Source organism: Synechococcus sp. W65.1, from assembly GCF_047461615.1.
Lineage (GTDB): Bacteria > Cyanobacteriota > Cyanobacteriia > Thermostichales > Thermostichaceae > Thermostichus.
Window position 1 is genome coordinate 1 of record NZ_JANSHI010000014.1, and the last position, 15085, is coordinate 15085.

General features: G+C 60.9%; 14 protein-coding genes and 1 pseudogene. 6 read left to right on the forward strand and 9 right to left on the reverse strand.

What is annotated here, in order from left to right:
• Positions 1–99 precede the first annotated feature (99 nt).
• The gene (locus tag NW806_RS08585) at positions 100–798 is read left to right on the forward strand and encodes an HAD family hydrolase (RefSeq protein WP_414410786.1); all 699 of its coding nucleotides are present in this window, start codon (positions 100–102) and stop codon (positions 796–798) included.
• A gap of 44 nt (positions 799–842) precedes the next feature.
• On the opposite strand, the gene fabG is transcribed toward NW806_RS08585, so the two are convergent.
• Positions 843–1586: a 3-oxoacyl-[acyl-carrier-protein] reductase gene (gene fabG, locus NW806_RS08590; RefSeq protein ID WP_414395568.1), complete on the reverse strand. Its 744-nt coding sequence runs from the start codon at positions 1584–1586 to the stop codon at positions 843–845.
• Positions 1587–1813: 227 nt separating this feature from the next.
• On the opposite strand from fabG, the gene NW806_RS08595 reads away from it, so the two are divergent.
• A complete protein-coding gene (locus NW806_RS08595) occupies positions 1814–2299 on the forward strand; it encodes a DUF3531 family protein (RefSeq protein WP_414395441.1) in 486 nt (161 codons plus the stop codon).
• Between the two features lie 3 nt (positions 2300–2302).
• Here the strand turns inward: NW806_RS08595 and NW806_RS08600 are convergent, their stop codons facing one another.
• Together NW806_RS08600 and lptC are read right to left on the reverse strand one after the other, a co-directional pair.
• Positions 2303–3964 (reverse strand): sulfatase, encoded by a 1662-nt coding sequence (locus NW806_RS08600; RefSeq protein WP_414410787.1) that lies wholly within the window; start codon positions 3962–3964, stop codon positions 2303–2305.
• 76 nt (positions 3965–4040) lie between these two features.
• A complete protein-coding gene (gene lptC, locus NW806_RS08605) occupies positions 4041–5018 on the reverse strand; it encodes an LPS export ABC transporter periplasmic protein LptC (protein ID WP_414410788.1) in 978 nt (325 codons plus the stop codon).
• A gap of 104 nt (positions 5019–5122) precedes the next feature.
• On the opposite strand from lptC, the gene NW806_RS08610 reads away from it, so the two are divergent.
• The 3 genes from NW806_RS08610 to NW806_RS08620 are packed head-to-tail and all read left to right on the forward strand — an operon-like array spanning position 5123 to position 9152.
• Positions 5123–5968 (forward strand): branched-chain amino acid ABC transporter permease, encoded by an 846-nt coding sequence (locus NW806_RS08610; protein WP_414410789.1) that lies wholly within the window; start codon positions 5123–5125, stop codon positions 5966–5968.
• Positions 5968–6945 carry a branched-chain amino acid ABC transporter permease gene (locus tag NW806_RS08615; RefSeq protein WP_414410790.1) on the forward strand — a complete coding sequence of 326 codons (978 nt, stop codon included), beginning with the start codon at positions 5968–5970 and terminating at the stop codon, positions 6943–6945. Before NW806_RS08610 ends, NW806_RS08615 begins: the two co-directional genes overlap by 1 nt.
• A 35-nt stretch (positions 6946–6980) precedes the next feature.
• A complete protein-coding gene (locus tag NW806_RS08620) occupies positions 6981–9152 on the forward strand; it encodes an RNA degradosome polyphosphate kinase (RefSeq protein WP_414410791.1) in 2172 nt (723 codons plus the stop codon).
• Between the two features lie 33 nt (positions 9153–9185).
• Here NW806_RS08620 and NW806_RS08625 read toward each other — a convergent pair whose 3' ends face one another.
• The 6 genes and pseudogenes from NW806_RS08625 to NW806_RS08650 all read right to left on the reverse strand — a co-directional run bounded on the left by NW806_RS08625 (position 9186) and on the right by NW806_RS08650 (position 13845).
• On the reverse strand, positions 9186–9767 hold the full coding sequence (locus tag NW806_RS08625) for a DoxX family protein (RefSeq protein ID WP_414395451.1): 582 nt from the start codon (positions 9765–9767) through the stop codon (positions 9186–9188).
• A 391-nt stretch (positions 9768–10158) separates the two neighbouring features.
• Positions 10159–11322: pseudogene (gene ribB, locus NW806_RS08630) on the reverse strand (3,4-dihydroxy-2-butanone-4-phosphate synthase); the annotation flags it as partial.
• Positions 11323–11389: 67 nt separating this feature from the next.
• Entirely contained in the window at positions 11390–12550 is a 1161-nt protein-coding gene (moeB, locus tag NW806_RS08635) for a molybdopterin-synthase adenylyltransferase MoeB (protein WP_414395453.1), read from the reverse strand.
• Between the two features lie 2 nt (positions 12551–12552).
• Entirely contained in the window at positions 12553–12834 is a 282-nt protein-coding gene (locus tag NW806_RS08640; protein WP_414395455.1) for a MoaD/ThiS family protein, read from the reverse strand.
• Positions 12835–12945: 111 nt separating this feature from the next.
• Positions 12946–13419 carry a M67 family metallopeptidase gene (locus tag NW806_RS08645; RefSeq protein ID WP_414410792.1) on the reverse strand — a complete coding sequence of 158 codons (474 nt, stop codon included), beginning with the start codon at positions 13417–13419 and terminating at the stop codon, positions 12946–12948.
• 138 nt (positions 13420–13557) lie between these two features.
• Positions 13558–13845, reverse strand: coding sequence for a DUF6464 family protein (locus NW806_RS08650; protein WP_414395459.1), 288 nt, complete (start codon positions 13843–13845; stop codon positions 13558–13560).
• Positions 13846–14065: 220 nt separating this feature from the next.
• On the opposite strand from NW806_RS08650, the gene hslO reads away from it, so the two are divergent.
• Positions 14066–15025 (forward strand): Hsp33 family molecular chaperone HslO, encoded by a 960-nt coding sequence (hslO, locus tag NW806_RS08655; RefSeq protein ID WP_414410793.1) that lies wholly within the window; start codon positions 14066–14068, stop codon positions 15023–15025.
• Positions 15026–15085 lie beyond the last annotated feature (60 nt).

Here is a 15085-nt window from a genome sequence, read left to right on the forward strand (position 1 = left end):
TGGGAGGTGGTCAGCCGCTTCTGTGGCTGGTCCCAGTTGCCTTCGGAAACGCCCTCCTAGCCTATCTGCCGTTTTGGCCCCCCAACGTCCTTCAGCCCCATGCTGCCCCCCAAAGTGCTCCGTGCCGCTGAGGCAACTGCCGGCCTCTTTTTGGATATGGACGGGGTAATCGTGGATTCGGAGCCAATCCACGCCCGCGCCGGTGCCATTGCCATAGAGCGCTGCCGGCTTGCTCTAGATCTGGCTCCCGTCTCCCTGCAGTTTAAGGGGCGCACTGACCGGGACATGTTTGAGTATCTCGTGGAACACCTGACGGACACCCCGCCTGCAGAGCGGCCCCTGCTGGTGCAGCGCTTGATTGAGGAAAAGGCCAGGGCTTTCGGGGAGCTGTTGGAAGAGGTGCTCTTGGTGCCGGGGGTGTTGGAGTTTCTGGAGCTCAGCCGCCGTCGCTTTTCAGCCCTTGCCCTCACCACCTCTGCTACCCGTCGGGATCAGGAGCAGATTTTCCAACGCTTTGACCTAGGCCGCTGGTTTGACGCCGTGATTACCGCTGAAGATATCCAGCGAGCCAAGCCCGACCCCGAGCCCTATTTGAAAACAGCTGCCAAAGTGGGCTTGGATCCCAGCTTGTGTTTGGTGGTTGAAGACTCTGCCCACGGGATCCGCGCGGCTAAGGGGGCAGGCTGCCTTGCGGTGGGCCTCACCACTGCTTTTACACCAGCAGAGCTGCGTCAGGCAGGCGCCGATGCTGTGGTGGACAGCTTTGCCGAATTGGCAGAACTTCTGGAGCTGGAGTAGAAAGAATCGTGGAGTCAGGACAAGTCTTCCAGAACCGGAAGGCTCTAGCCCATCGTCATGCCGCCGTCGATGGCAAAGACTTGGCCGGTGATGTAGGCCGCCGCCGGGTCAGCCGCCAAAAAGCGCACTAGCCCCGCCACTTCCGCCGGGGATCCCAGTCGCCCCAGAGGAATTTGGGCCAGGATGGGGCCAGGATCCAGTTTTTCCGTCATCTGGGTAGTGATAAAGCCAGGGGCGACAGCGTTGACGGTGATGTTGCGGCTGGCCAGCTCGCGGGCTGCTGTCTTGGTTAGACCAATTACCCCCGCTTTGGCAGCGCTGTAGTTGGCCTGGCCGGCGTTGCCCACCAAGCCCACCACTGAGGTGATGTTGATGATGCGTCCCTGCCGCTGCTTGACCATGATCTTGGCGGCTGCTTTCAGGCAGAGGAAGACTCCCGTAAGGTTGAGATCCAGCACTGCCTGCCAGTCTTCCGGCTTTAGGCGCAACAAGAGGGCATCGCGGGTAATGCCAGCATTGTTAACCAGCACGTCCACCCGGCCCCACCGCTCCATCACCTGCTCAAAGAGCCGCTCCACTTCTAGGGGCTGGGAGACATCGGCAGCCAGGGCCATCCCCTCCCCTCCCACGGCGGCAATCTCCTGCACTAGCGCTTCGGCCTCAGCGGCGGAGTGGGCGTAGTTGACGACTACCTTGGCGCCAATGGCCCCTAGATGCAGGGCAATGGCCCGGCCAATGCCTCGGCTGGCTCCTGTAACCACGGCCACCTGGTTGTGGAGCGAGGGCAAGGGGAGGAGTTCGGACATAGGCAGCAGCCTCCTTGCAAGGGCGACAGCCGCACTAGTATAGGACGCTTTGGCTTCCTTTGGAGCCTTGCCGTCGGCCACGGCCCGTTAGCTAGCCCCGCCGGGAAGCCCCGCCCTCTACTCGCCAGGGTGTTCGCGCTAGCGGCGCGGAGCGCTTGGAGCGGGAGTATGTCACGATAGAAAGTTGGCTTCTGGCAGAGAAACCGTCCATGCAAGTGGAGTTTCGGGAGTGCGATCCAGGCAACCTCTGGATTTGGTTTGAGTTTGCCGAGCCGCCCGTGCCGGCAGAGCTGGAGTACCTCAGGGAAGTGCTGGAATCGTGGTATGTGCTGGGCAAGCTGGGAGGATTTAACGCCGAGCGCTTGGTGGTTCAGGAGGCTGAGGCGGATCTCAGCTACCTGGAGTACCCCAGTGACTTGCCTCCCGTCACCTCGCTCATGCACAACATGGGATCCCTCGAGGAGAAGGGCAACTGGGCCCGCTGCTGGTTTGACCTGGGCACTGCCGACGCAATGGCGCTGGACGTGTTGATCAATGCCCTGCGCACCCTTAGCTTAGAGTACATTGGCCTTACCCGCGTCATCATCGGCGGGCAAAACGAGGATTGGCCAGCGCCGGATCTCGAGGAGACTGACGCCTACGATCTCCACAGCTACCTCCAGGATCACTGGGGGGAAGAAGGAGAGCTGGAGTAGCTTCTACTCTAGGTAGCCCAGCTCCTGCATCCGCCGCAGCAAGTCTGCATCGCTTTCCACATCCACCTTGCGAGGAGCCAAGCTGGGGCGGCGCGATTCAGCCCACTCCAGCCACCGCCTTAGCCCTTGTTGCAGGCGAATTAGCCAAGCTTGGGGAGAAAGGGATCCCAACGCCGAATCCCCAGGCTCAGCCAAGAGCAGATCCCGCTGCTCCGCCGGATCCTGCTCTAGGTTGTAGAGGCTAGGGCTCTCCCCAGTTTGGATGAGTTTGATCACTCCCTCGTAGAGGGCGCGGCGGGTGGCGTAGCAGGCGCGGGCCTGCAAGAGGCTGTCGTTGCGGCTTTCCATGGCCCGCAAGAGAATCTGCGGCGGGAAGGCCTCGCTAAGCACTACGCCTTGCTCGGGATCCTCCCCAGCCAGGGTACGGCTTAGGCTAAGGCGGGCAACTTCGCGGCGGAGCCGGAGGCTAACCCGAGGGGTGCCGTCGGCTAGAGAAAGGCTGGGGCCAAAGCCGGCAGCCTCCAGGAGAGTGTGGAAGAGGCGGCGGGTGGAAACGGGGGTGGCCACCCGCTTTCCTGCAGGAAAGTGGCCGGGGTAGTGCAGGATCAGGGGCACGCGGATGAGCTCTTCGTAAACCACAAAGGCGTGGCCGACGAAATCGTGCTCTCCTAAGCCTTCGCCGTGATCGGCGACGATGGCCAGCAGAGTGTTTTGCTCCAGGCCAGTGTGGCGCAAGGTGGCAAAGACAGATCCCAGCAGGTGATCCTGGTAGGCTACTTCCGCATCGTAGATGTCCCGCAGCACCCGCGCCTGCAGGGGAGAAAGCGGCTGCGGTAGGGGTGCCATCCAGCGGTAGGGCTCAGCGTTGTACTGGCGCAGGAAATCCCGGGCCTCTCGGCTGTTCTTAAAGTAGGGAGCGTATTTCTGCACAAAAGGCTCTGGCGGCCAGTAGGGCAGGTGCGTCTCCATTAGGTTGACAAAGCAAAAAAAAGGAGGCGCCCCCGCAGGGCGGCGGGCCATTTGCTGGAGGTAGCGATTGAGGTCGGCAATGGAGGCAGCGGTGTTGCCCTTAAAGTTCATCAAGCAGGTCCAGAGGGAGGCAAACCAGGGGTGCAGGGCCAACTGAAAAAGGGTGTCGGAGCGAGCAAAGGCATTTTGCACGGGGTAGGAGAGGCGGCGCCAAAACTGGGTGTAGGCGGCCAGCCAGCGGTTGAGGGGAGGCGGCAGAGGGTTGCCCTCAGGGGGGCGGGTGGGCAGAGCCCCGCCGTAGTTGTAGAAGGTGTCAAAGCCGCGCCGCAGGCCATTTTTCAAGATCCCGACTAGGGGATTGTTGCAGAAGCCAACGGTGGTGTAGCCAACCAGCTTCAGCAGCTCTGCCAGGGTGGGTAGGGTAGGACTCAGCTCTAGGTCTGCCTGAATGGTCTGGTGGGTGCTGGGGTACTCTCCTGTAAACAGGGAGGCGTGGGAGGGGATCGTCCACTGGGCAGGGGCAATGGCCCGTTCGAAGAGAGTGGATTCTGCAGCCAGCCGATCCAGGTTGGGGCTGGTGGGGACTTGGCGGGCCCGCTCTTCCTCCGACCAGTAGCAAGAGAGACGATCCGCCCGCTGGGTATCGAGCACAATCAACAGGATATTGGGGCGCTCCCCCTTCGGGATCTCTGCCATTTCTGGAAACCTCACCACAACCCACCGCAGAGGGTTCTTAAACTATCTTGACATGCTCCCACCTGCCTTTTGGCCCCTAGGGCAGGGTGAGATGGGTTTGGCTGTTGCCTTGGATCCGGATGGTGTTGCTCTGCCAGTCGAGGAGGCCCCTGTCGCCACTCACGGTCAAAGCCTGACTAGGCTGGCGGTAGCGCACCTGGCCCAGAGCCTGCAGTTGGGTGGAGCCGATGCGCCACCGGATCTCCTGGGCCTCGAGGGACGCTGTCCCGCTGACGCGGGCGGTTTCGGCTTTCGCATTGCCCACCAGGCGCAACTCAGCTAGAGGCAGGGGAGCCCGCAACTCCTCGCCACTAAGGCGCACGCTTTGCTGGGGGGCATACACCTCTACTGCTCCCACCGCCTGCACTTTCCTCGCGCCAAACTGCCATAGGAAGCGCCTAGCAGCTAGCTCCAGCTCTGGAGCCCGATATTCTGCCCGTATCGGTTGCGTGGGATCCAGGTTCTCCACTTGCATCTGACCTTGGCCAAAGTCCATCAGCAGGCGATCCCCCTGCAGGAAGCCCTGATCCTCCAACAGCTCCACTTTTACCTCGCCTTCGGCCTTGAGCAGGCGCTGGGCTGGCAGCCACTCCAGCCGCTGGGCCTGTAGGCGCAGGTTATCCCGCTCGGACTCCACCTCGACTTGCCCCCTCAATTCCAGCCGCCGTTGGCTGGGGTAAGCGGATCCCTGCTCGGCCCGGACGCGAACGGCGCGGTCGTCTTCGTCAAAAAACTCTCCCTCAATGGCCTCCAAGTGGGCGGATCCCAACTGCACGGGGGTAGCCTCTGACGGCGGCGGCTCGTACTTGGCTAGGCGTGCCCGCAAGCGCCAGAGCAGGCCACCGTCGGGTTTGGCCTGGGTAAGAGTGATGTCTTCGTAGAGTAACTGGGGGGTGGGAAGGGACGCTGCAGGTGTGGGATCCCTGCTTGCCGGCAGCTCCGGCCCACTACAGGCAGGGCCCAGCAGAGCGAAAGCTACGAGCCACCCCAGCATCCAAAAAGAATGAGACGGCACGGCTCTCTCTTGGGCGCTTCCTCCTACCCTAGCGCTATCCTACTGAGGGAATCCGTCTGTGGCATCATCAGGCAAGGGATTGCGGCACAGCTGTGGAGCAACTGTTGCAACTGTTCATTTACGGCCTCGTGTTGGGCAGCATTTACGCCCTGGGGGCAATTGGCGTGTCCCTGACCTTCGGCATTTTGCGCTTTGCCAACTTCGCCCACGGGGATCTGATGACCTTAGGGGCCTATTTTGCCCTGACCTTTGTCGGCTGGGGCTGGCCCTTGGGGGTCAGTTGGATCCCGGCAGCCTTGGCAACGGCAGGGTGTGCGGTGGGGATCGACCAATGGGTCTATCGCCGCCTGCGCCGGGAGGCCCCCGTTATTTTGCTCATTTCCTCCTTTGGCACGGCCCTGATTTTGCGCAGCCTGGTGCAGATTCTCTGGGGGCCCGACAACCAGGTGTACCGCCAGGGCATCCAGATCCCCTGGGAGGTGGGTGGGCTGCGCATGAAGCCGGACTGGGTGGTGATCTTGGTGGGAACGGCGCTGCTGGTGGTGGCGCTGCACCTGTTTTTGCAGCACACGCGGGTGGGGAAAGCCATGCGGGCCATGGCCGACAACTTTGACTTGGCCAAGGTGACCGGCATCGATACGGAGCAGATCATTCTCTGGACCTGGACCCTCGGGGCGGCTTTGGCCTGTCTGGCGGGCATCTTCCTCGGCCTAGATACCCGGCTGCACCCTACGATGGGCTGGCGGCTGTTGCTGCCCGTTTTCGCTGCCGCCATCCTCGGCGGCATTGGTCGTCCTTACGGAGCCATTGCTGGGGGGTTGGTGATTGGCCTAGCGGAGGAGTTCTCGACCTTGGTGATTAGCCCAGCCTACAAGACGGGGGTGGCCTTTGCTATCCTGGTCCTCCTGCTGATCTTCCGGCCTACTGGGCTAGTGGGGGGGCGAGCCTGATGCTGAGCTATGCCATTTTCTTCTTGATTTTGGTCGGGATCTACAGCGTACTGGCGCTGGGCCTCAACATCCAGTGGGGCTACGCCGGTATGTTCAACATTGGCGTGGGGGCCTTTTTTGCCCTGGGGGCCTACGCCAGCGCTATTGTTACGACGCCGCCAAGCCCTGAACATCTGGGGGGCTTTGCGCTGCCCTTTTGGGTGGGCTTTGCGGTGGCAGCGGTAGTGGCGGGAGCCATTGCTTTTTTGATTGGCTTGATTACCCTAAACCTGCGCTCTGACTACCTGGCCATCGCCACCATTGGCATTGCCGAGATCATCAGCCAAATCCTGAAAAACGAGGGCTGGCTAACCAACGGCGTACGCGGTATCACTCGCATCCCGCGGCCCTTTCGCGGTTGGATCCCGGGGCAGGATACGCTGCTGTACCTGGGCTTGGTGCTCTTGGTTTTGGCAGGCGTTTACTGGCTAAGCGAGCGGGCCTATCGCTCCCCTTGGGGACGGGTGCTGCGGGCCATTCGGGAGGACGAGCCGGCAGCCCTAGCTGCGGGCAAAGATGTCCTCCAGTTTCGTCTCCAGGCATTTGTCCTGGGATCCATGCTTATGGGGTTGGCAGGGGCCCTCTATGCCCATTTTGTCAACTTCATCAGCCCGGAAGCCTTTCAGCCCGAGTTTGCCACCTTCATTGTCTGGGTGATGTTGATTGCCGGGGGCAGCGGCAACAACCGCGGTGCTTTGCTGGGAGCGCTGGCCATTTGGGGGGTGTGGTCGGCCAGTGAACTGTTCACCAATCGTCTGCCGCCCCAGTGGGCCACGCGGGCCGGCCCCTTGCGCATTCTGCTCATCGGGCTCCTCCTGCAGGTTATTCTCCTCACTCGTCCACAGGGTCTGCTGCCGGAACGTCCGCCCCAGCCGGTTGGGGATGCCTCTCTTTTGTCCAGGGCGAGCAGAACCCCTGAGGGAGAGTCAGCAGGATAGGATGGGGTCGGCTGCCCCCTCGCCAATCCCGCCTTATGACGATGTTGCCTCCAGGAAACCCTCCTTCCTCTGAGCTTGGCCCAGGCAGTTGCCCTGCAGAAGTTGGGGTTGACCCGGGTGGGATCCCAACTGCCCCCATCAAAGAGGGCTATGCCCTGCCCGAGCATTACTTTAACCGCGAGCTCAGTTGGATTGAGTTCAACGCCCGGGTGTTGCACGAGGCCCTGGACGAGCGCACTCCCTTGCTGGAGCGGCTGAAGTTTCTGGCTATTTTCGAGAGCAACCTGGACGAATTCTTTATGGTGCGGGTAGCAGTGATCCGCCGCCAGTTGGAAACAGGCGTGCTGCTGCCAACCCCCGATGGCCTCACCCCCCAGCAGCAATTGCGCCAGATTTCCCAGCACCTACGGCCCCTGATTCAAAAGTTGCACGAGTGCTTTCGGCAAGAGCTGGTGCCTAAGCTGGCAGAGCAAGGCATTCACATCCGCAACTTTAGCGACCTGACGGAGGCAGAGCGGCAGGAACTGCGGGAGTATTTCGATCGCCGCCTGTTTCCCCTGCTCACCCCCCTGGCGGTGGATCCGGGCCATCCTTTCCCCTATATTTCCAACCTCAGCCTTAACCTGGCGGTGGTGGTGCGGGATCCAGAAACGGGCAAGGAGCATTTTGCCCGCGTCAAAGTGCCCAACACCCTGCCCCGCTTTGTGCCCCTACGGGATGGGGTGAGCTTTGTGCCGCTGGAGCAGGTGATTGCCCACCACCTGGAGGCGCTGTTTGTCGGCATGGAGGTGCTGGAGTACCATCCCTTCCGCATCACCCGCGACGCTGATCTAGCCATCCAGGAGGACGAGGCTGACGATCTGCTTGCCGCCATTCAGGAAGAGCTGCGCAAGCGCCGCTTCGGCTCGGTGGTGCGCATGGAGGTTGCCAAGTCGATGCCCCCTGCCATCCGCCAGCGGCTGTGTGAGGAACTCCACCTGGATGCCGACTTGGTGTACGAAGTGGATGGCCTTCTGAACCTGGGCGGGCTCATGGCGTTCCTCAACCTAGACCGGCCCGACTTGAAGGATCCGCCTTGGGGGCCCGTCACACCGCCCCGCCTGCGCACTGCTTCGGTGAGCGAGGAGCCGGTGGATATTTTTGCCGTCATTCGGGAAGGGGATCTGCTGGTGCACCACCCCTACGAGTCTTTTGCCGCCAGCGTAGAGCGATTTTTGGAGGAAGCGGCCAACGATCCCCAGGTGCTCACCATTAAGCAAACCCTCTACCGCACCTCCGGAGACTCCTCAGTGGTGGGATCCCTCATCCAAGCTGCCGAAAATGGCAAGCAGGTGGCCGCTTTGGTGGAGCTGAAGGCTCGATTTGACGAAGAAAACAACATCCTCTGGGCCAAGAAGCTGGAAAAAGCCGGGGTTCACGTGGCCTATGGCCTGCCAGGGCTGAAGATCCACTGCAAACTGGCTTTGGTGGTGCGAGAAGAGGAGGGATCCCTGCGCCGCTACGTCCACATCGGCACCGGCAACTACAACCCCAAAACTGCCCGTATCTACACCGACCTAGGCCTGTTTACCTGCAACGAGACGCTCTGCCACGATGTTACCGAGTTGTTTAACGTGCTCACTGGCTACTCGCGGCAGCGGCACTTCCGCAAGCTCCTGGTAGCTCCCCGCACGCTGCGCCAGGGGATGGAAGCTCTCATTCGCCGCGAGATGCGCCACGCTCAGGCAGGGGGTCAGGGGCGGATCATCATCAAGATCAACTCCCTCACTGACCCGGAAATGATTCGGCTACTCTACGAGGCTAGCCAGGCAGGGGTGGAGATTGACCTCATTGTGCGCGGCATGTGCTGCCTAAGGCCAGGGATCCCAGGCTTGAGCGAGCGCATCCGCGTCATCAGCATCATTGGGCGCTTTTTGGAGCACTCCCGCATTTTTTACTTCTACAACAACGGCCAGGAGGAGTACTTCATCGGCAGCGCCGACTACATGACCCGCAACCTGGATCGCCGCGTCGAGGTGGTTGCCCCCGTGGAGGATCCGGTGTTGAAGCAGGAGCTGAAGGTTATTCTGGACATCTGCCTGACAGACAACCGGCAGGCTTGGGAGCTGCGTCCTGACGGCACTTACGTGCAGCGACGGCCTAGGCCGGGAGAGCCTGTGCGCTCCACCCATCAACGCCTGATGGAGCGGGCTGCTGGTCGCGCTTAGCCCTCACCCGCAGACCTGAGGGAAGGGACCAGCTCAGGAGGGAGGCGGCGGAGGGGCTTCGGCCGCTTCTTTCTCCGCTGCCCTAACCTGCTCTGTAGCCGCTTGCAAAGAAGACTGCAAGCTCTCCAGCTTTTCTCGGCTAGCGCGGTTTAGCCACGATTCGATGGCGTTCACCAAAAGCTGATCCCCCGAAAACCAGCCGCCACCATTCACAGCAAAGGCCAAGAAGATGGCCGCGTAGATAGCTGATAGCTCCAGGTAGGAAACGCTGAAACCAGCCACCTTGATGTGGTGAAACATGGCCACCGCCATTGTTGCTACCAAGCTCAACGCGGCAGGCCGGGTGAACAGGCCGAGGGCTACCAGGGGAGCCGCGATCAGTTCAGTGTAGGCAGCTACATAGGAGAAAAAGATTGGGAAGGGCAAGCCGATGACTTCTACGTAAGCCGCTGCAAACCCTTCGACATCCGCCAGTTTATCGAGGCCGTTGTGGATCATGAAGAGCCCTGCCACCCCCCGCAGGATTGTCCAGCCCACCTGAGACCACCGCGGGCCAACGCTGTCGTGACGCAGGACAGAAGTCAGCAGCCCGAGAAACCGCTGAAGGAGGGCCATAGGGGAAACCTGCTCTGCTAAGGAACGTAAACTACTGTAACGATTCTGAATGGTCTGCAGCAAGACGAAGCCGGAGCGTCGCCACTCCCGGTAGGAGAGGAGATCCCCTAAGGTTTGCCGGAGCAGTTCCCAAGGGGTACTGGCGCGGCTTTCCTGGCCAGCGATCCCTGTCTTCGTTCGCTTCTTGCGACTGCAGTCCGAAGTCCCCGTTCTGGCACAGCACCTGCTGCCGCAAGGAGCTCTTCTAGCGCTTCCGGCGTCGAGAGCAGATCCTGCGCCGTCTTTGGGCTAGGGCCCTCGACTCTCCACTGCCCTACCGTCCTAGACCGGAGTGGAGCTGCGGTTCAAACTTTCCGGTAAGAGAGCAGGAGGGCTCCATCTGCAAACTGAGATCCGACTCTTCCAGTAGCAGGGGCACCCGCTCGGCTACTTCCAGGCCAAATCCCCTCAAGCCGCTGATGTGGCGGGAGGTGTTGCTGATAAGACGCATCTTTCGCACCCCCACATCCCGCAAAATCTGGGCGCCAATGCCGTAATCGCGCAGGTCCATTGCCCCTGCTGGCACCGTCTCGGCAAGACCTAGATCCTGCCGGGCATAGGACTGAATTTGCTCGATGAGGCTAAGCTCTGGGCGCCGCAGGTACACCAGCACCCCCTTGCCCTGGTGGTCGATCATCTTCAGGGCAGCAGTCAGTTGGCGACGACAGTCGCAGCGCAGGGATCCCAATGCATCCCCCAGGGGGCACTCCGCTTGCACACGCACCAGGACAGGCTCGGCGGCAAATTGGGTCGGATCCCCCTTCACAAGCGCTAGGTGTTCTACCTGGTTGAGGGTGTCGCGGTAGCCGTAGACCTGAAACTGGCCAAACTCCGTCGGCAGGGTGGCGGTAGCCCCACGATGGACCAACCGCTCCGTGCGCAGCCGGTACTCGATGAGATGGGCAATGGTGATGATCTTAAGATTGTGCTTGCGAGCAAACTCAACCAACTGGGGCAAGCGAGCCATGGAGCCATCCGGGTTTTGGATCTCGCAGAGCACGCCTGCCGGGTAAAGCCCTGCCAATAAGGCCAAATCCACCGCTGCTTCGGTGTGCCCGGCCCGCTTGAGTACCCCACCTTCTCTTGCCCGCAAGGGAAAGACATGCCCCGGTCGGCGCAGGTCTTCCGGCCGCGTATGGGGATGGATGGCCGCCTGGATGGTACGAGCGCGATCGGCAGCGGAAATGCCTGTGGAAACCCCTAACTCTGGCCCGGCATCGATGCTGACCGTAAAGGCAGTCTGGTTGCTGTCAGTGTTCTGCCCCACCATCAGCGGGATCTTCAGCTCGTCGAGGCGGGATCCCTGCATGGCTAGACAGATAAGACCCCGCCCATGGGTGGCCATGAAGTTGATCACCTCTGGCGTGGCAAACTGGGCAGCACAGATGAGATCCCCTTCGTTTTCCCGATTCTCGTCATCGACCACGATGACCATGCGGCCACCCCTAAGGTCTTCCAGGGCTTCGGGGATGGAGTGGAAGAGGGTTTCCGTCTCCGCTGGCAAAATGGCGCTCATGGGGGTAAAAAGAGCCCTCCAGTCTATCCTAGGGCGGACCACCAGGGAGGGCCAGAGCTATGGACTACTAGTATTTGGGAATGGAGGGATCGTAGGCTTCAGCCCAGGCGAGGATACCACCGCGCAGGTTTTTCCCCTCGATCCCGGCTGCCTTCAGGATCTTCAAGGCTTTGGCCGAGCGCACCCCACTTTTGCAGTGGACGACTAGCTCCGAGCCGTTGAGAAGCCGCCGCACCTGCTCCACTCCATCTCCATTTTCAATCTGGGGCAACGGGATCAAGTGAGCACCTGGAATCCGGCCCAGCTCCCACTCGTTGGGATTGCGCACATCGACAAGCACAAAATCCTTGCCGGCATCCATCCATGCTTTCAGCTCGTCTACCGTGATCTCGGGGATTTCTGCCTGTTCTCCAGCCCGCGCTTGCGGGATGCCGCAGAACTGCTCGTAGTCGATGAGCCGGGTAATGGGCGGGGTGTCAGGATTCTTGCGCAGCTTTAGCTCGCGGAAGCTCATCTTCAGGGCATCGTAAAGGAGTAGCCGCCCGCTTAGCGTCGTGCCGATGCCCAGCAGGATTTTCACGGTCTCAGTTGCCTGGATGAGGCCGATGATGCCCGGGAGGATCCCCAACACCCCCCCCTCAGCACAGGAGGGCACCAAGCCTGGCGGGGGTGGCTCGGGGTAGAGGTCGCGGTAGTTGGGACCGCCCTCGTAGTTGAAAACCGTTGCCTGCCCCTCGAAACGGAAGATGGAGCCGTAGACGTTGGGCTTGCCCGTTAAAACACAGGCATCGTTGACCAGGTAGCGGGTGGGGAAATTGTCAGTGCCATCGACAATCACGTCGTAGTTGGCAAACAGCTCTAGGGCATTGTCAGCCTTCAGGGCGGTGTTGTAGACATCCACCTGGCAGTAGGGGTTGATCTCCAGGATGCGGTTTTTGGCCGATTCCACCTTGGGCTTGCCCACCCAGGAGGTGCCGTGGATGACCTGCCGCTGCAGGTTGGACACGTCAACCACATCAAAGTCAACAATGCCAATCCGCCCCACGCCGGCTGCGGCCAAGTAAAGCAGCAGGGGCGAGCCAAGACCGCCTGTGCCAATGCACAACACCTTGCCCGCCTTTAGCCGCTTCTGCCCTTCCAGGCCCACCTCCGGCAGGATCAAATGGCGGGAAAATCGCTCCATCTCCTCGCGGGAGAGCGTGACTTGGCTGGTGTCTAGGTTCAACATGGTCACCACCCTCCGGCAATGGCAGGAACAATGCTAATGACAGCCTCTTCGCCTACAGGGGTGTCATCGCCCTGGGCCAAGTTGCGCACGTCCTCGTCATTGAGGTAGACGTTGACGAAGTTGCGCAGCTTGCCATCCTCCGTGTAGAGGTGCCGCTTGAGCTCACTGTAGCGGGTAACTAGGTTGCGCATCACCTCGCCAACGCTGCTACCTTCGATTTCGACCGCTTCCAGATTGTCGGTGTAAGGCCGCAAGGGGGCAGGGATCAAGATCTTGGTTGCCATAGGGGTTCGGGAAAAGAGTCTAGCGATCTTGAGGGAACACTTGAGGCTCTGGGATCCTCTGGCCAACTCTCCAGTCCAGACTACCGCTTTGCTCCCCAGCCAAAGAGAGGCTTAGAGCAAGGCAGGGGATGCCTCCGCCCAAACCTGGATGGGCTCCCGCTGCAGTTGTTCCTGCTCGTCCAAAACCCAGCTGGCCACCTCCTCTGCTTTGCCCTCGCGCACGCTGACGATCACGCAGGAAAAGCCCCAGGGGAAAGCATGCTGCCGATCGAACTCGGAGGGGAGGGCAGGGTGGTTGGGATGGGAATGGTAGGTGCCTAGGATCCCTAGGCCCTTGCCACGAGCATAGTCGCTGGCTCGCTTGAAGTCAGCTGGCTCGATCAAGAAACGACGGCGGCTGGACTCCCCATCCGCCAAGGGGTTTTCAGCCTGATCCCAGCTGTTGGCCACCGGCCAAAGCTCGTGGACGAGCTTGTCAGATCCCTTGAGCTCGCCAATTAGAATGCCGCAGCCCTCGTAGGGGAAGGCCTGTTCGCCGTGTTGGCGGATGGCGTGGAGGTGCTCTGCCGAAAGGTAGAGGGCCATGAATCCCGCCTTTGCCGATGGAATTATCGTCCTTTATTCTGGCACAAATGGGCCCGGGCGTATCCTCCCCCCTCTGCTTGCGCCAGCGGTGTAGAGCACGGAAAACGCCGCTTGTCGCGCCCTGGGGTTATCCTGCAGCTACTCCGAGCCGCTGTGGCGGGAGGCCGGCGCTGGAGGGATAAGAGGCAGGTAGTGGGGGCAGCCCTGACAGGGCCCCTGGGGATTGACCGCGCAGCGCAACCATGCCGATCGAGCGCTAAAGGCACAGGAGGGATCCCCTAGCGGTTGGCCAAACTCTCCAGCACGCTGGCGGCGCAGCAATACCACTTGTCGGCGCCAGTCCCGCAAAAATCGGCTATAGGCGTGTTCTTGCCAGCGGCGCTTGGCTGCATGTTGTAAGAGTTGGGCGGTGAGGTGATCCACCATAAAAGGCCAAAAGGCAAGGAGTCGTGTTGGATTGGCCTAGATCCTCAGGATGGCACACCTTAGTAAGGGGAGGGAAAAATTGCAAACTCTCTTTGCCCTGGGGATAAGCTGCCTATGATGGTATGGGGCAAGCTAGCTTTGATTTCTAGGAAGTTGCAGCGAGCCCCAGCCGCTAGGAGATCCCGGCAAGCTGGCTTCTGAGAGGAGTATCGAGGTTGTGATGAAAGGCGCCTGCGGCTCAGAGCAATGGCAAAACCCAAAAGCCATCTCTGAAAGTCTTCCCCCCTCTCCTCCGGATTACCTAATCCGAGGTACGGCGGCAGAAGACAACATTCGCGTGGTGAGCGTTGTTTCCACTCAGGCAGTCCAGGAAGCGCGGGAGCGGCACCAGCTCTCCTATGTAGCAACAGTGGCGCTGGGGCGAGCCATGAGTGCAGCCCTACTGCTGGCGGCTGACCTGAAGGAACCCCAAGCCCGGATTGGCCTGCAAATTAGGGGCAATGGCCCCCTTGGTGGCATTCACGTCGATGCCGGCGTGGACGGTACAGTGCGCGGCTACGTGAGCAACCCGGCTATTGAACTTCCCCTCACCCCTGAGGGCAAGTTGGATGTGGGCCAGGCGGTTGGGCGCTACGGCTATTTGCACGTCGTGCGGGACTTAGGCTACGGCCAGCCCTACACCAGCACTGTAGAGCTGGTTTCAGGAGAAGTGGGAGATGACGTCAGCTACTACCTCACTTCCTCTGAGCAGATCCCCTCAGCGGTTCTGCTGGGGGTGAGCCTCGATTCCCAGCGAGTCCGTGCTGCCGGTGGAGTGCTGGTGCAGCTCCTGCCAGGCGCGCCGGCCAACTTGATCTCGGAGATAGAGTCTCGGCTAAGCCAGGTGGAGGAATTCACCCCCCAACTGGCCCGCGGTAAAGCTTTGCAGGAGCTGCTAGAAATTTGGCTAGGTGACTTGGATCTCAAGCTAGCGCCAGAGGTGCTCCCTGTCCGCTTCCATTGCCCCTGCAATTCCGAGCGGGTGAAGGGGGCACTGCGCATGCTAGAGCGGGATGAGCTCCTGGAGATGATCCAAACCGATGGGGGGGCGGAGGTGGTTTGCCAATTCTGCAACAAGGTCTACCGCCTTTCCGAAGGCGAGCTGCGCTCGATTGTGGCTGAGATGTCGGCCAGCCAGTGAGGGTAAGGATTGAGTTTGTCGACAAATCTTGGTGGACAAGCTTTCATCCTTGTCCTAGAT

Excerpts from the sequence above, each read along its gene's own strand:
- NW806_RS08645 (WP_414410792.1), bottom strand. The coding sequence starts at position 13,419 with ATGGCCCTCTACCTTTCGGCAGAGCACCTCCACGCCATCCGCCAACAC.
- moeB (WP_414395453.1), bottom strand. The coding sequence starts at position 12,550 with ATGTTGAACCTAGACACCAGCCAAGTCACGCTCTCCCGCGAGGAGATG.
- hslO (WP_414410793.1), top strand. The coding sequence starts at position 14,066 with ATGAAAGGCGCCTGCGGCTCAGAGCAATGGCAAAACCCAAAAGCCATC.
- NW806_RS08640 (WP_414395455.1), bottom strand. The coding sequence starts at position 12,834 with ATGGCAACCAAGATCTTGATCCCTGCCCCCTTGCGGCCTTACACCGAC.
- NW806_RS08600 (WP_414410787.1), bottom strand. The coding sequence starts at position 3,964 with ATGGCAGAGATCCCGAAGGGGGAGCGCCCCAATATCCTGTTGATTGTG.
- NW806_RS08650 (WP_414395459.1), bottom strand. The coding sequence starts at position 13,845 with ATGGTGGATCACCTCACCGCCCAACTCTTACAACATGCAGCCAAGCGC.
- NW806_RS08615 (WP_414410790.1), top strand. The coding sequence starts at position 5,968 with ATGCTGAGCTATGCCATTTTCTTCTTGATTTTGGTCGGGATCTACAGC.
- NW806_RS08585 (WP_414410786.1), top strand. The coding sequence starts at position 100 with ATGCTGCCCCCCAAAGTGCTCCGTGCCGCTGAGGCAACTGCCGGCCTC.
- NW806_RS08620 (WP_414410791.1), top strand. The coding sequence starts at position 6,981 with ATGACGATGTTGCCTCCAGGAAACCCTCCTTCCTCTGAGCTTGGCCCA.
- NW806_RS08595 (WP_414395441.1), top strand. The coding sequence starts at position 1,814 with ATGCAAGTGGAGTTTCGGGAGTGCGATCCAGGCAACCTCTGGATTTGG.
- NW806_RS08625 (WP_414395451.1), bottom strand. The coding sequence starts at position 9,767 with ATGGCCCTCCTTCAGCGGTTTCTCGGGCTGCTGACTTCTGTCCTGCGT.